14 protein-coding genes are annotated in these 14,640 nt (G+C 30.7%); all 14 read left to right on the top strand.

From position 1 onward, the window contains the following. Positions 1 to 8: 8 nt before the first annotated feature. The gene (gene ccoO, locus FBE96_RS07260; RefSeq protein ID WP_002851187.1) at positions 9 to 674 is read left to right on the top strand and encodes a cytochrome-c oxidase, cbb3-type subunit II; all 666 of its coding nucleotides are present in this window, start codon (positions 9 to 11) and stop codon (positions 672 to 674) included. Positions 675 to 678: 4 nt separating this feature from the next. After that, positions 679 to 942: a cytochrome c oxidase, cbb3-type, CcoQ subunit gene (locus tag FBE96_RS07255; protein WP_002804842.1), complete on the top strand. Its 264-nt coding sequence runs from the start codon at positions 679 to 681 to the stop codon at positions 940 to 942. After that, positions 942 to 1,805 (top strand): cbb3-type cytochrome c oxidase N-terminal domain-containing protein, encoded by an 864-nt coding sequence (locus FBE96_RS07250; protein WP_002851306.1) that lies wholly within the window; start codon positions 942 to 944, stop codon positions 1,803 to 1,805. Before FBE96_RS07255 ends, FBE96_RS07250 begins: the two co-directional genes overlap by 1 nt. After that, entirely contained in the window at positions 1,802 to 2,023 is a 222-nt protein-coding gene (locus FBE96_RS07245; protein ID WP_002858873.1) for a DUF4006 family protein, read from the top strand. The genes FBE96_RS07250 and FBE96_RS07245 overlap by 4 nt, the downstream gene beginning before the upstream one ends. Then, the gene (locus FBE96_RS07240; protein WP_002858872.1) at positions 2,020 to 2,121 is read left to right on the top strand and encodes a hypothetical protein; all 102 of its coding nucleotides are present in this window, start codon (positions 2,020 to 2,022) and stop codon (positions 2,119 to 2,121) included. Before FBE96_RS07245 ends, FBE96_RS07240 begins: the two co-directional genes overlap by 4 nt. After that, on the top strand, positions 2,118 to 2,720 hold the full coding sequence (locus FBE96_RS07235; RefSeq protein WP_002851454.1) for a hypothetical protein: 603 nt from the start codon (positions 2,118 to 2,120) through the stop codon (positions 2,718 to 2,720). Before FBE96_RS07240 ends, FBE96_RS07235 begins: the two co-directional genes overlap by 4 nt. After that, complete coding sequence (locus tag FBE96_RS07230) at positions 2,707 to 3,228, top strand: FixH family protein (RefSeq protein WP_002851150.1); 522 nt, start codon at positions 2,707 to 2,709, stop codon at positions 3,226 to 3,228. The genes FBE96_RS07235 and FBE96_RS07230 overlap by 14 nt, the downstream gene beginning before the upstream one ends. Further along, positions 3,225 to 5,591, top strand: coding sequence for a PD-(D/E)XK nuclease family protein (locus FBE96_RS07225; RefSeq protein ID WP_002868226.1), 2,367 nt, complete (start codon positions 3,225 to 3,227; stop codon positions 5,589 to 5,591). The genes FBE96_RS07230 and FBE96_RS07225 overlap by 4 nt, the downstream gene beginning before the upstream one ends. Beyond that, entirely contained in the window at positions 5,588 to 8,353 is a 2,766-nt protein-coding gene (locus FBE96_RS07220; protein ID WP_002871856.1) for a RecB-like helicase, read from the top strand. The genes FBE96_RS07225 and FBE96_RS07220 overlap by 4 nt, the downstream gene beginning before the upstream one ends. Positions 8,354 to 8,436: 83 nt before the next feature. Continuing rightward, complete coding sequence (rplM, locus tag FBE96_RS07215) at positions 8,437 to 8,862, top strand: 50S ribosomal protein L13 (RefSeq protein ID WP_002779321.1); 426 nt, start codon at positions 8,437 to 8,439, stop codon at positions 8,860 to 8,862. A gap of 2 nt (positions 8,863 to 8,864) precedes the next feature. Continuing rightward, the gene (gene rpsI / locus FBE96_RS07210; protein WP_002851459.1) at positions 8,865 to 9,254 is read left to right on the top strand and encodes a 30S ribosomal protein S9; all 390 of its coding nucleotides are present in this window, start codon (positions 8,865 to 8,867) and stop codon (positions 9,252 to 9,254) included. Positions 9,255 to 9,379: 125 nt separating this feature from the next. Next, positions 9,380 to 10,339 carry a fibronectin-binding outer membrane protein CadF gene (cadF, locus tag FBE96_RS07205; protein WP_002851185.1) on the top strand — a complete coding sequence of 320 codons (960 nt, stop codon included), beginning with the start codon at positions 9,380 to 9,382 and terminating at the stop codon, positions 10,337 to 10,339. Further along, the gene (locus tag FBE96_RS07200) at positions 10,339 to 10,980 is read left to right on the top strand and encodes an HAD family hydrolase (protein ID WP_002871857.1); all 642 of its coding nucleotides are present in this window, start codon (positions 10,339 to 10,341) and stop codon (positions 10,978 to 10,980) included. Before cadF ends, FBE96_RS07200 begins: the two co-directional genes overlap by 1 nt. Positions 10,981 to 11,072: 92 nt before the next feature. Further along, positions 11,073 to 14,633 carry a pyruvate:ferredoxin (flavodoxin) oxidoreductase gene (gene nifJ, locus FBE96_RS07195; RefSeq protein ID WP_002871858.1) on the top strand — a complete coding sequence of 1,187 codons (3,561 nt, stop codon included), beginning with the start codon at positions 11,073 to 11,075 and terminating at the stop codon, positions 14,631 to 14,633. Positions 14,634 to 14,640: the final 7 nt, after the last annotated feature.

The raw sequence follows: 14,640 nt of genomic DNA, 5'->3' as shown, positions 1-14,640 counted from the left end.
GAGAAAATATGTTTAGTTGGTTAGAAAAAAATCCATTCTTTTTTGCTGTAGCTGTTTTTGTAGTGATTGCTTATGCAGGCATAGTTGAAGTTTTACCAAATTTTGCAGAAAATGCAAGACCAATTGAAGGTAAAAAACCTTATACGGTTTTACAACTTGCAGGGCGTGCAGTATATATTAAAGATAGTTGTAATGCTTGTCATTCACAGCTTATTCGTCCATTTAAATCAGAAACAGACCGTTATGGTATGTATTCTGTAAGTGGTGAATTTGCTTATGATAGACCTTTTCTTTGGGGTTCAAAAAGAACAGGACCTGATCTTGCTCGTGTAGGAAATTATAGAACGGCTGATTGGCATGAAAATCATATGTGGGATCCTACTTCTGTTGTTCCAGATTCTATTATGCCTTCATATAAGCATATGTTTAAAAATAATGCAGATATTGAAACTGCTTATGCTGAGGCTTTAACTGTGAAAAAAGTTTTCAATGTTCCTTATGATGCAGAAAATGGAACAAAACTTGGTTCTTGGGAGGATGCACAAGCTGAAGTAAAAGCTGAAGCTCAGGCTATAGTTGATCAAATGAAAAATCAAGAAGTAAAAGATGCTTTTGCTAAAGGTGAAATCAAAGAAATAGTTGCTTTGATCGCTTATTTAAATAGTTTAAAGTAAGATGATGGAACATTTATCAATAGTTTTTGATGTGATTAAAAATTTAATCACATTTGATTTAGCAACAGTTCAAAAACATGAGTGGGAGATTTTCCAAGGTTATGGTTTTTTTGCACTCGTGATGTTTTTGTCAATAGTATTATATGCGTATTTGTATCATTTATATAGAACAGAAAAAAAAGGCGAGAGAAATTATGAAAATTATGCAAACCTTGCCTTAAAAGATGATATTGATGATAGTGTATTAGAAAGTAAAAGGAGTGCTTAATGCAATGGTTAAATTTAGAAGATAATGTTAATCTCTTATCTTTAATTGGAGCTATTCTTATCATTTTAATCACACTGGTTATTGTGGGTAGAATGTTTAAGCAAATGAAAGAAAAGAAAGGCGAGTCAGAGCTTAGTGAACATAGTTGGGATGGAATAGGAGAGTATAAAAATGCTGTTCCTACTGGTTGGGCTGTGGTATTTTTCCTGACTATTGTTTGGGCTATTTGGTATTTTCTATGGGGATATCCTTTAAATTCTTTTTCAAGTATAGGTCAATATAATGAAGAAGTAGCAACTCATAATACAAAATTTGAAGAAAAATTTAAAAATTTATCTCCTGAAGATAAAATAGCAATGGGTCAAAATATCTTTTTAGTTCAGTGTTCGGCTTGTCATGGAATTACAGGAGATGGTATCAATGGTAAAGCTCAAAATTTAAATATTTGGGGTAGTGAAGAAGGTATAATCAATGTAATTAAACATGGTTCAAAAGGTATGAATTTTCCAGGTGGAGAAATGCTTGGTGCTGCTGATTTAGGTGTAGCAGAAGAAGATATCCCTGCTATTGCTGCTTATGTAGCAAAAGATCTTTCAGCTATTAAGAAAACTGCAAATGAAAATTTAGTAGCAAAAGGTAAAGAAGCTTATGCAACTTGTGCAGCATGCCATGGAGAAGATGGAAAAGGTCAAGATGGAATGTTCCCAGATCTTACAAAATACGGTTCTGCAGCTTTTGTAGTAGATGTTTTACATAGTGGTAAGGCTGGTTTTATAGGAACAATGCCGAGTTTTCCAACACTTAATGATATTCAAAAAGAAGCTGTTGGCGAGTATGTAATTTCTCTTTCAAGGGGTGAATGATGGAAAATAATAATAGATGCGTGTTTTCTCTTTCAGGTGTTACAGGTATGTTAATTGCTACGGTTTTGTTGCTTGCTATCTTAGCAGTTTTAACTATTTGGGGTCTTAAAGCTCAGCAAGAAGTGATGCAAAAGCCATATAGTCTTAAAGATGTACAAAGTGTAAAGATGTTTGGTTCAAAAGAACAAGATCATAGAAGTATAAAGGAAGCACAATGAGTAAGGCTTTGGAATATTTAATTGTTATTGGTTTAGTTGTTGCTGCTGCAATCACCGCTTGGTCGGTTTTGACCGTAAATCATCTTCATATAGGATGAAAAAAATATTACAAGATGGCTTTTTTTTAGCTATCTTCTTCTTTGTTTTATTGCCTTCTAGGGTTTTTGCTCTTGATGCTGTACTTTTTAATGAAAATATTTTAAGTCAAAAAGTAAGTAACGAGATTAATCTTATAGGAAAAGAGCTTTACCAAAAAAGTAATATTTTTATCGGCGTTATGGTTGGTGATAAAACTGAAATTGAAACTTTATTAAATAAACAAAAAGAACTTCCTCAATCTTATATATTGCTTCTTTTGTCAAAAAATTCTCACAAAGTTGATATAGTGGGCTCAAAAGGTGCTTTAGCTTTGATTGATAAAGAAGCTGTGCTTAGTCCTTATCCTGGAACAGGATCTATTTTGCCGATATTAGCTACAAATAAAGGTGATATTTATAATGCTGCTATACTTAATGGTTATGCAGATATTGTAGATCGTGTGGCAAAATCCTTGGGATTACAATTAGAACATTCTATAGGTAATGCAAATCGTGATACTATCAATATTTTAAGAATACTTATCTATGGATTTATTTGCTTTGCATTGTTATACTATGCACAAAGAAGAATAAAGAGGAAAAAAAATGTTAGAAACTAAAAAAAGTTTTTGGCCTTATGGTATTTTGCTTTCACTTTTGGCTATAATTATTGCTTGTATTGTAACGATTTTTATAGCAAGTCACCATCCTGTGTATGAGGATGATTTTTATTTTGACTCTTATCAAAATGTTGAAAATAATTACAATCAAATACAAAAACAACAAGTAAATTTTGATAAATTTTTTAAAGTAAATTTTCAAAATGATAAAATCACTTTTATAGGTAAAAGAAAAATTCCTAGTTATGAAGTGGATCAAAATTCCTATGTTGCAAATTTTAAAATTTCTGCATTACAAAATATAAATTCTAATGATTTAAAAGTTCAAGTTCTTCTTACAAGACCATTCACTAAAAATTTTGATCAAAAGTTAGAAGGACAAGTTAAAAATGGAATTTTAAGTATCGCTTTACCTAAATTAGATAAAGGTAGATGGGAGCTTAAGCTAAAGTTTTATGCAAATCAAGAAACAGTGGGTTTTTTTAGCTACGAATTAAATGCTCAATGAAATTAAGAATTTTTAGCTCTTCAAGGCAAATTAGAGAATATTATAATCAAAAAAAACAGCAAAATGCTTTATTAGATAGTGCTATTCATATAGGTGAATTTTTAGATAAAGTTTGTTTGAGCAATTTTCATAAAGCAAGTTCTTATGAAAGTTTGCTTTTAATGCAAGAAGCTTGTCTAAAAAGTAAGGATTTAGAAAAAAAACTAGGAATTTCGGTAGAATTTTTTGCTTTTTTGAAAAATAACGAATATCTTTTTTCTTTTTTTAAAGAACTGAGTTTGGAAAAAAAAAGCATAGAAGATCTTAAAAACAATGATTATTATGCCACCTATAATGAACATTTGGAAATTTTAGATGAGGTATATAAGAATTATCTTGCTTTGCTTGAAAAGAATTCTTTTTATGATGATCTTTCTTTACCTAAAAATTACACTCTTAATAAAGATTTTTTAGATGAGTATGAAGCTATAGTTTATGATTTGCAAGGTTTTTTAAGTAAATTTGAAGAAAATTTATTAAGTGAAATTTCTCAGATTAAAGAAGTGGTTTTAAGTTTTAAAACGAGTAAATTTAATCTTGAATATCTTTTAAAACTTGATTTTTTAAAAATATTTGATTTAAAAATAAACACTCATTATGAAATCAATCTTTCAAAACAAGAGATCTTAAAAGAAGAAATTTTTAAAACAAAAAATTCAAAAATGAAACTCAAATCTTTTGAATTAAGGGCTTTGCAATGTGCTTTTGTTATGGATGAAATTTCACATTTTGTACGCAAAGGTTTAAAGCCTGAAAATATTGCAGTTATAACTCCAGATGAAAGTTTTTGTGAGTTTTTAAGACTTTTTGATAAAGACAATATGCTTAACTTTGCAAGTGGAATTAGTATTAAAGAGAGTTTGTTTTATCAAAAATTTCAAGCACTTTATGAAAGTGCTAGTAGTGCTTCTTTTGTCTATAAAAATCAAGAGGATTATTTTGAAGACACGCGGATGATGTTTGATTATCACAATACGCTTTTACATTCTTTAAAACTTGATTTTATAGAGTTTAAAAAGTATTTTGATGAGAAATGTGATTTTGAATATTTTGAAAAATTACTTGCTTTGTTTTTAGAAAATGAAAAGCAAGAGCTTATTTATTTGATACGAAAAGAACTTTATTTTATTAAAGATTTATTGAAAAATCAGTCTTTAACTCTTAAAGAGTTGATCCATCTTTTTTTCATGCAAATTTCACAACTTTCCCTTAGTGATGTAGGTGGAGGTAAGGTTACGGTAATGGGACTTTTAGAAAGTCGTGGGCTTTGTTTTGATGGAGTGATTTTGGTTGATTTTAATGAAGAATTTATTCCTAAAAGAAGTGTTAATGAGCTTTTTTTAAACAATGAAGTGCGTAAAAAAGCAGGATTGATTAGCTATGATAGAAGAGAAAATTTACAAAGATTTTATTATGAAAGCTTGATGAAGAATGCTTTAGAAGTAAGTATTTGCTTTGTGGAAAATGAAGAAAAAAGCAAATCACGTTTTTTAGATGAACTTGATTTTGACTTTTTTTATGAAACTCATATCCACCAAAAAGCTTATCTTAATGCTTTAAAATTAGACTATGAAGGCATAAAACCTAATCTAACTCCTATAAAAGCTCCTATTTTAAAGCATAATCCTTTCGAGTTTCCGCTTTCTTTTAGTCGTTTTAATTTATTGGAAAATCAAAAAAGAACTTATTATTATCGTTATATTTTAAATTTAGCAGAACCTAGGGTTTTAAGCGAGGAAAGTAAAGCGAAAAATCAAGGAAATTTTATCCATAAAATGCTTGAAATTTATTATAAAAATTATGCAAATAATGATTTTGATATAAACGTTTTTGCAAATTTATTGGATAAAGAATATCAAAAATACAATATCAGTGAACTTGATCTTGAAGTATTTAAATTAAAATTTATACAATTTGCTAAAAATGAAAAAGAGCATTTTTCAAAAGGCTTTTATGTCGCACATACAGAGCTTGAGTTAAACAATATTTTAAAGCTCGGAACAGATAGTATAAAACTTAAGGGTACTATAGATCGTATCGATAGTTCAAAAGAAGGTAATTTGATTATTGATTATAAAAGTGGAAAAGTGCCAAGTAATTCTTATCAACTTGCTTTTTACCAAGCTTTATATGATGAAAATGCAAGCGTGGGTTTTTATGATTTAAATAGTATGCAAATATTGCATCAAAAAGCCAAAAGTTTAGATGAGCTAAGAGAAAGACTTAAAGATTTAGTTCTTATGAGTAAGGAAGAAATAGAGTTTGAAAATGAACAAGATGAGTATTGTCCTTATAAACTCATTTATAAAAAGGAATTAAAATGAGTCAATTTGAGCCTTTTTTAGCATTAGAAGCGAGTGCAGGAAGCGGAAAAACCTTTGCCCTGAGTGTGCGTTTTGTAGCACTTATTTTAAAAGGAGCTAGGATTAATGAAATTTTAGCTTTGACTTTTACCAAAAAAGCTGCTAATGAAATGCAAAAAAGAATTATTGAGACTTTTTTAAACTTAGAAAAAGAAAATAAAACCAGTGAATGCAATGAACTTTGCAAGCTTTTAGGTAAAGATAAAGAAGAGCTTATTTCTTTAAGAGATGCTAAAAAAGAAGAATTTTTAAGAACAGAGTTAAAAATCAGTACTTTTGATGCTTTTTTCGGAAAAATTTTGCGTGTTTTTGCTTTAAATTTGGGCTTAAGTAGTGATTTTACAATGAGTGAAGAGAGGCTTGATGTAAGAGAGATTTTTTTAAAACTTCTTAAAAAAGATGAATTAAAAGATTTGGCTTATTATATTAATTTAGTTGATGAGAAAGAAAATTTTTTTAACGAGCTTGAAAAATTTTATGAGAATGCTTATTTTCAAAATCGTCCTAAAATTCTAAATCCAACTAAAGCTTATATCAATAAAGCTTATAGTGAGTTAAGAAGTTATTGTTTGGGTCTTACTCATGTAAAAAATTATAAAAATTTGTGTGACAATTTCAAAAGTGAAGTTTTAGATTTATCCGTGTTTATGCAATCAAGTTTTATGACAAAATTTGAAAGTACAAAATATTTACAAGATTTAGAAAGTACTAACCTGCATTTTAGTGCAAAAAGAATGGAGCTTATAAATGCTTTAAATACCTATGCCATAGAGCTTGAAAATTATAAAATTGCTAATTTAATGAATCTTTTAAATCATTATAGTGAAGCTAAAAATATATTTCATAAAGATAAAAATACCTTAAATTTCCAAGATGTGAGTAAAAAAGTTTATGAGTTAATAACCAGTGAATTTAAGGATATGATTTATTTTCGTTTAGATGGTTTTATTTCGCATTTGCTTATTGATGAATTTCAAGATACAAGCGTGATCCAATATCAAATTTTACGCCCTTTGATCGCTGAGCTTGTTTCAGGAGAAGGGGTTAAGAAAAATCGCACTTTTTTTTATGTAGGAGATAAAAAACAAAGTATTTATCGCTTTCGTAAAGGAAAAAAAGAATTATTTGATTTGTTAAAACAAGAATTTAGTCAAATTAAAAGTGATAATTTAAATACTAATTATCGTTCTAAAGAGCTTTTGGTTGATTTTGTTAATGAAACTTTTAAAGAAAAAATCAAAGATTATAAAGAACAATTTGCCTTAGAAAATAAAAAAGGCGGTTTTGTGCGTATTGTGGAGTCTAAGGAACAAAAGGTTAAAAACCAAGCCCAAGAAATTAAGGAAAAGACTTTAGAAACTTTATTTGAGCAAATTAATTTTTTAAGATCTAAAAATATTTCTTATGATGATATTTGTATTTTGTGTTGGAAAAATAGTGATGCAGATATGGTTTTGGATTTTTTAAGAGAGCAAAATATTCCTGCATTTACTCAAAGCAATGTTTTACTTGAAAATAAAGCAAGTGTAAGACTTGTTTTAGAATATGCTAAATATTGTATTTTTGGTGATGAGTTTTACTTGGTATTTTTAAAGGAACTTTTAGGTTTTGAGCCGAGAAAAATTACCCTTGATTTTTCAAAAAATGCTATGGAAAATGTACTTTTTTTAATAAAAGAATTAAAACTTGATTTAAATGATATCGCTTTAATACAATTTATCGAATATGCTAAAACTAAGGAGAATTTTTTAAAGCTTTTATTTGAGCCTTGTGCTTTGAAAATAGTAAGCGAACAAAATATGGGAATTAGTATTATGAGTGTGCATAAATCTAAGGGTTTGGAATTTGATCATGTGATTTTACTTGATAGTTTATCTAAAAACAATTCAAACAATGAAGATATCATGCTTGAATATGATATCAATCAAGGTTGGCAACTCCATATTAAAGATAAAATTCGAGAGCTTACTAAAGAGCCTATTTATACTCTTTTTAAAGAAAATATTACAAGAGCAAATTATGAAGATGATATCAATAAACTTTATGTGGCTTTTACAAGAGCTAAGGAAAGTTTGATCATCATAAAAAGAAATGAAGAAAGTGTAAATGGAAATTATCCAAGTTATTTTAAGGGGGGATTTTTAAATATACATTCTCAAGAGAGAGGTTTTTTAGAAAGCAAAGAACAAATTTTAAGCGTTAAAAAAGAAAGCATTCAAACTTTGCAAAAATTTGAAAAAATTACCTTGCAAGAAATTCAAAGTGAAGAAAGGCTTGATAGTAAAGAACTATATTTTGGAAATGCTTTTCACTTTTTTATGCAAAATTTAAAACTTCCTAAGGGTGAAAATTTTCAAATACTTACTCAAAGATGCAAGAGTAAATTTAGACATTTTTTAGATGAGAGTGATTTTGAAAAGCTTTTTAAAAGAATTGAAATTTTACTTAAAAATATTCAATTTCAAAATTTGATTGGTGATGGAAAGCTTTTAAAAGAACAAGCTTTGAGTTTTAATGGAGAAATTAAACAATTAGACTTGCTTGCTTTAAAAGATGAAGAAGCTTTTATAATTGATTATAAAACAGGTCTTGCTATGCAAGATAAACATAAAGAGCAGGTAGGAACTTATAAGATCGCCATTAGTGAAATTTTGCAAAAAGATAAAGTGCGTGCTTTTATAGTTTATTGTTTGGAAAATGAAATTCAAATTTTGGAAATATAAACTTTATTTTTACTTAAATTAAGTAAAAATTAATATTATTTTTTATACAATCACATTTTAAATTTTTGGCAAAGGTAAAAATTATGACAAAGATAACAAAGCCAAACGAAGTAAAACGAGAATGGATTGTTTTAGACGCAGAAGGCAAACGCTTTGGTCGTCTTTTAACTGAAGTAGCAACAATTTTGAGAGGTAAAAACAAACCTTGCTTTACTCCAAATGTTGATTGTGGTGATTATGTAATTATCATCAATGCTTCAAAAGCTGTATTTACAGGTGCTAATAAAGCAGAAGATAAGCTTTATCATAGACATTCAGGATATTTTGGAAGTGTAAAAAGCGAAAAATTTGGTGATTTACTTGAAAAAAATCCTGCAAAATTATATAAATTAGCAGTTAGAGGTATGCTTCCTAAAACAAATTTGGGCAGAGCTATGCTTAAAAAATTAAAAATCTATGCGGGTAGTGAGCACCCACACACTGCACAAATTGCTAAAGAAGGAAAATAATCATGGCAACAACATACGCAACAGGTAAGAGAAAAACTGCTATCGCAAAGGTATGGGTAAAACCAGGTAGTGGTAAAATTAGTGTTAATGGTGTTGATTTAAACACTTGGCTTGGTGGACACGAGGCGATTAAGCTTAAAGTGGTTCAACCTTTACTTGTGACTAAACAAGAAACTTCAATGGATATTAAAGCAACTACTTTAGGCGGGGGCTATAGTGCTCAAGCTGAAGCTTTAAGACATGGAATTTCAAGAGCTTTAGCAGCTATGGATGCTGATTTTAGAGCCTTATTAAAACCTAAAGGACTTCTTACTAGAGATAGTAGAACTGTTGAGCGTAAAAAATATGGACGCCGCAAAGCAAGAAGAAGCCCACAATTCTCTAAACGTTAATATTTTTGGTGGGATTTTCCCACCTTTCTACAATTTTTTATAAAACTCATCCTTTTTTCTATACATTTATGTTATAATTGCAAAATTTAAATTTTTATTTTATAACACAATGAAAGGTTTTTTCTATGAAAAAAATATTCTTATGTTTAGGTTTGGCAAGTGTTTTATTTGGTGCTGATAACAATGTAAAATTTGAAATCACTCCAACTTTAAACTATAATTACTTTGAAGGTAATTTAGATATGGATAATCGTTATGCACCAGGGATTAGACTTGGTTATCATTTTGACGATTTTTGGCTTGATCAATTAGAATTTGGGTTAGAGCATTATTCTGATGTTAAATATACAAATACAAATAAAACTACAGATATTACAAGAACTTATTTGAGTGCTATTAAAGGTATTGATGTAGGTGAGAAATTTTATTTCTATGGTTTAGCAGGTGGAGGATATGAGGATTTTTCAAATGCTGCTTATGATAATAAAAGCGGTGGATTTGGACATTATGGCGCGGGTGTAAAATTCCGTCTTAGTGATTCTTTGGCTTTAAGACTTGAAACTAGAGATCAAATTAATTTCAATCATGCAAACCATAATTGGGTTTCAACTTTAGGTATTAGTTTTGGTTTTGGTGGCAAAAAGGAAAAAGCTGTAGAAGAAGTTGCTGATACTCGTGCAACTCCACAAGCAAAATGTCCTGTTGAACCAAGAGAAGGTGCTTTGTTAGATGAAAATGGTTGCGAAAAAACTATTTCTTTGGAAGGTCATTTTGGTTTTGATAAAACTACTATAAATCCAACTTTTCAAGAAAAAATCAAAGAAATTGCAAAAGTTTTAGATGAAAATGAAAGATATGATACTATTCTTGAAGGACATACAGATAATATCGGTTCAAGAGCTTATAATCAAAAGCTTTCTGAAAGACGTGCTAAAAGTGTTGCTAATGAACTTGAAAAATATGGTGTAGAAAAAAGTCGCATCAAAACAGTAGGTTATGGTCAAGATAATCCTCGCTCAAGCAATGACACTAAAGAAGGTAGAGCGGATAATAGAAGAGTGGATGCTAAATTTATTTTAAGATAATGAATAAAACTATTTTATTTGATTTAGATGGCACTTTAATTGATTCTACTGATGCTATTTTAAATTCTTTCCAAGGAGCTTTTAAAGCCCTTGGATTAACTTCTAAAAATAATGAAGAAATCAAAAATCTCATAGGTTATCCTTTAGAGCAAATGTTTAGAATGCTTTATCCAGATAAAGTAAATTTAAGTAAAGAATTTGTATTAGCTTATCGTGAAATTTATGCACAAATTTATTTAGAACAAACCACTCTTTTGCCTAAAGCAAAAGAAGCATTAGAACTTGGAAGCGAAATTGCAGATCTTGGTATAGTTACAACAAAAGGAGGTAAATTTACTCCGATTCTGCTTGATTATTTGGGAGTTAAAAAATTCTTTAAAACTTTAATTACTTTTGAAGATGTCACAAATCCAAAGCCAAGTTCCGAACCTATAATTTTAGCCTTAAAAGGACTCAATAAAACTCAAGAAAATGCCTATATGATAGGCGATACAATATTAGATATTCAAGCTGCAATTTCTGCTAATATCACTCCTTTGGCCTTAACTTGTGGCTATGGCAATGAAAATGAATTAAAAGCTCATTCTATGGTATTTTTAAATGCATATGAGGCTGTTAATTATATAGCTAGATTAAACTAATTTCAAGTTTTCGTTAAACGCCTTTTAAGAGAATTTATAGTAAATTGATAGCTAAAAAAATATAAAAATTATCAATATAAAGGAAGGTCTCAATGGGTAAAATTATGAAAACTATGGACGGAAATGAGGCTGCTGCATACGCTGCGTATGCTTTTACTGAAGTTGCTGGAATTTATCCTATTACACCTAGTTCTCCTATGGCTGATTATACCGATATGTGGGCAGCTGCAGGAAAAAAAAATCTTTTTGGAGTTCCTGTAAAAATCGTAGAAATGCAAAGTGAAGCAGGAGCTGCAGGTAGTGTGCATGGATCTTTACAAGCTGGGGCTTTGACTACAACTTATACGGCTTCTCAAGGATTACTCCTTAAAATTCCAAATATGTATAAAATAGCAGGTCAATTACTCCCCTGTGTAATCCATGTAGCAGCGCGTTCTTTGGCTGCTCAAGCTTTGTCTATCTTTGGTGATCATCAAGATATTTATGCAGCAAGACAAATTGGTTTTGCTATGCTTTGTTCGCATTCTGTGCAAGAAACCATGGACTTAGCTGGTGTAGCACATTTAGCTGCAATTAAGGGAAGAGTGCCATTTTTACATTTTTTTGATGGTTTTAGAACAAGCCATGAAATTCAAAAAGTTGAAGTAATGGATTATGCGCATTTTGATAGATTATTAGATAGAGAAGCTTTGCTTGAATTTAGAAATAATGCTTTAAATCCAGAAAATCCAAAAACACGTGGAACAGCACAAAATGATGATATTTATTTTCAAACTAGAGAAGTAAGCAATCGTTTTTACAATGCTTTACCTGATGTTGTTAATGAATATATGCAAGAAATTTCAAAAATTACAGGTAGAGAATACAAACCATTTACTTATTATGGTCACAAAGAGCCAGAGTGTGTGATTGTTGCTATGGGTTCTGTAACTCAAGCACTTGAAGAAGTGGTGGACTATCTTAATGCCAAGGGTGAAAAGGTAGGGATTTTAAAAGTTTATCTTTATCGCCCATTTAGTTTAAAATATTTCTTTGATGTTATGCCAAAATCAGTGAAAAAAATCGCGGTTTTAGATAGAACCAAAGAACCAGGAAGTCTCGGAGAACCACTTTATCTTGATGTAAAATCAGCTTTCTATGGAAGAGAAAATGCTCCTGTTATAGTGGGTGGAAGATACGGACTTTCTTCAAAGGATGTTGATCCTGCTCAAATGATAGCAGTATTTGAAAATCTTAAACTTGATAATCCAAAAGATGGCTTTACTGTAGGTATAATTGATGATGTAACTCATACTTCACTGAGTACTGGAGAGAAAATTTCACTTGGAGATGAAAGTACGATCGAATGTTTATTTTACGGACTTGGTGCTGATGGAACTGTGGGCGCAAATAAAAACTCGATTAAAATCATCGGAGATAAAACGGATTTTTACGCTCAAGCTTATTTTGCTTATGATTCTAAAAAATCAGGGGGTTATACAAGAAGCCATTTAAGATTTTCTAAAAAACCTATCCGTTCAACTTATCTTGTTTCAACTCCGCATTTTATCGCTTGTTCGGTAGCGGCTTATTTGGAAATTTATGATGTTTTAGCAGGAATTCGCAAAGGAGGAACTTTCCTTTTAAATAGTATTTGGAATGCTGAAGAAACCATAAGACAACTTCCAGATGCAGTAAAGAAAACTTTAGCTGAAAAAGAAGTAAATTTTTATATCATCAATGCAACCAAACTAGCTCGTGATATAGGTTTGGGAAATCGTACAAATACCATTATGCAATCAGCCTTTTTCAAACTTGCAAAAATCATTCCTTATGAAGACGCACAAAAATACATGAAAGAGCTTGCGTATAAATCTTATAGTAAAAAAGGCGATGCTATTGTAGAAATGAATTACAAGGCTATTGATGTGGGTGCTGATGGACTTGTAAAAGTTGAAGTGGATCCAAATTGGAAAAATTTAGAGCTTAAAGAAAAAGAACAAACCAATGCCTATAAAGGTACTGAATTTGTTGAAAAAATCGTAAAACCTATGAATGCGGCTAAGGGTGATGATTTACCTGTTTCAGCCTTTTTAGGTTATGAAGATGGAAGTTTTGAACACGGCACAACCGAATACGAAAAACGCGGTGTTGGGGTTATGGTACCAAGATGGATAGAGGCAAATTGTATCCAATGTAATCAATGTGCTTCAGTTTGTCCGCATGCTGTTATCAGGCCATTTTTGATTAATGATGAAGAAATGGCAAATGCACCTCGCGGTGTAAAAGATCATGCTTTAGAAGCTAAAGGAACCAAAGGAGAAAAATTAAGCTTTAAAATTCAAGTTTCTCCACTTGATTGTACAGGCTGTGAGCTTTGTGTTCATGAGTGTCCTACTAAAGAAAAATCTTTGGTTATGGTACCACTTCAAGAAGAGATGGATTTTGGTGAGCAAGAAAATGCGGATTATTTATTTAAAGAAATCACATACAAAGATGATATTTTAAATAAAGAAGCTACAAAAGGAGCACAATTTGCCCAACCTTTATTTGAATTCCATGGAGCTTGTCCTGGATGTGGAGAAACTCCTTATATTACTTTAATTACAAGATTGTTCGGTGAAAGAATGATTGTGGCTAATGCTACAGGTTGTAGTTCTATTTATGGGGGTTCAGCTCCATCAACTCCTTATAGAAAAAGTGTGAAAAATGGACATGGTCCTGCTTGGGGAAATTCACTTTTTGAAGACAATGCTGAGTTTGGTTTGGGTATGAAAATTGCAACTGAAAACACAAGACACCGCATTGAACATATCATGAATGAGAGTATGCAAGAAGTTCCAAATGCTTTATCAGCCCTTTTTAAAGATTGGATTGCAAATAAAGACAATGGTGCTATGTCTGTGGAAATTAAAGATAAAATGATCCCTATTTTAGAGCAAAATAAAAATATTAAAGCTGTACAAGATATATTAGAGCTTAAACAGTATTTAAGTAAAAAATCTCACTGGATTTTTGGTGGTGATGGTTGGGCTTATGATATAGGCTATGGCGGACTTGATCATGTTTTAGCAAGTGGAGAAAATGTAAATATTTTAGTGCTTGATACAGAAGTTTATTCTAATACAGGCGGTCAAAGTTCAAAATCTTCTAGAACAGGAGCTGTAGCACAGTTTGCAGCAGCAGGCAAACCTATACAGAAAAAAGATCTAGGTCAAATTGCTATGACTTATGGTTATATTTTTGTAGCACAAGTAAATTCAACGGCAAATTATACTCATCTTATCAAAGCTATCACTGCAGCTGAGGCCTATAATGGACCATCTTTGGTGATTTGTTATTCTCCTTGTATAGCTCATGGTATTAAAGGTGGGCTGGGTTACTCAGGAGAGCAAGGTGAGCTTGCTACAAAATGTGGTTATTGGCCACTTTATACCTTTGATCCTCGTTTAGAAGAGCAAGGAAAAAATCCTTTAACTCTAACAGGAAAAGAACCTGATTGGGATTTATATGAGCAATTTTTGATGAATGAAGTGCGTTATAATTCACTTAAAAAAGCAAATCCTGAACACGCTGCTGAGCTTTTTGAACGCAATAAAAAAGACGCTCAACGTCGCTATAGACAGCTTAAGCGTATCGCTATGGCTGATTATAGCAATGAGGTTGAAAGCTGATAAAATA

This window comes from Campylobacter sp. CFSAN093241 (assembly GCF_012889595.1).
Lineage (GTDB): Bacteria > Campylobacterota > Campylobacteria > Campylobacterales > Campylobacteraceae > Campylobacter_D > Campylobacter_D jejuni.
Note: the sequence above shows the minus strand (reverse complement) of the source record. Positions and strands in the feature narration are given on the sequence as shown.

Coding starts and splice junctions, on each gene's coding strand:
- ccoO (WP_002851187.1), top strand. CDS start 9: ATGTTTAGTTGGTTAGAAAAAAATCCATTCTTTTTTGCTGTAGCTGTT.
- FBE96_RS07255 (WP_002804842.1), top strand. CDS start 679: ATGGAACATTTATCAATAGTTTTTGATGTGATTAAAAATTTAATCACA.
- FBE96_RS07250 (WP_002851306.1), top strand. CDS start 942: ATGCAATGGTTAAATTTAGAAGATAATGTTAATCTCTTATCTTTAATT.
- FBE96_RS07245 (WP_002858873.1), top strand. CDS start 1,802: ATGATGGAAAATAATAATAGATGCGTGTTTTCTCTTTCAGGTGTTACA.
- FBE96_RS07240 (WP_002858872.1), top strand. CDS start 2,020: ATGAGTAAGGCTTTGGAATATTTAATTGTTATTGGTTTAGTTGTTGCT.
- FBE96_RS07235 (WP_002851454.1), top strand. CDS start 2,118: ATGAAAAAAATATTACAAGATGGCTTTTTTTTAGCTATCTTCTTCTTT.
- FBE96_RS07230 (WP_002851150.1), top strand. CDS start 2,707: ATGTTAGAAACTAAAAAAAGTTTTTGGCCTTATGGTATTTTGCTTTCA.
- FBE96_RS07225 (WP_002868226.1), top strand. CDS start 3,225: ATGAAATTAAGAATTTTTAGCTCTTCAAGGCAAATTAGAGAATATTAT.
- FBE96_RS07220 (WP_002871856.1), top strand. CDS start 5,588: ATGAGTCAATTTGAGCCTTTTTTAGCATTAGAAGCGAGTGCAGGAAGC.
- rplM (WP_002779321.1), top strand. CDS start 8,437: ATGACAAAGATAACAAAGCCAAACGAAGTAAAACGAGAATGGATTGTT.
- rpsI (WP_002851459.1), top strand. CDS start 8,865: ATGGCAACAACATACGCAACAGGTAAGAGAAAAACTGCTATCGCAAAG.
- cadF (WP_002851185.1), top strand. CDS start 9,380: ATGAAAAAAATATTCTTATGTTTAGGTTTGGCAAGTGTTTTATTTGGT.
- FBE96_RS07200 (WP_002871857.1), top strand. CDS start 10,339: ATGAATAAAACTATTTTATTTGATTTAGATGGCACTTTAATTGATTCT.
- nifJ (WP_002871858.1), top strand. CDS start 11,073: ATGGGTAAAATTATGAAAACTATGGACGGAAATGAGGCTGCTGCATAC.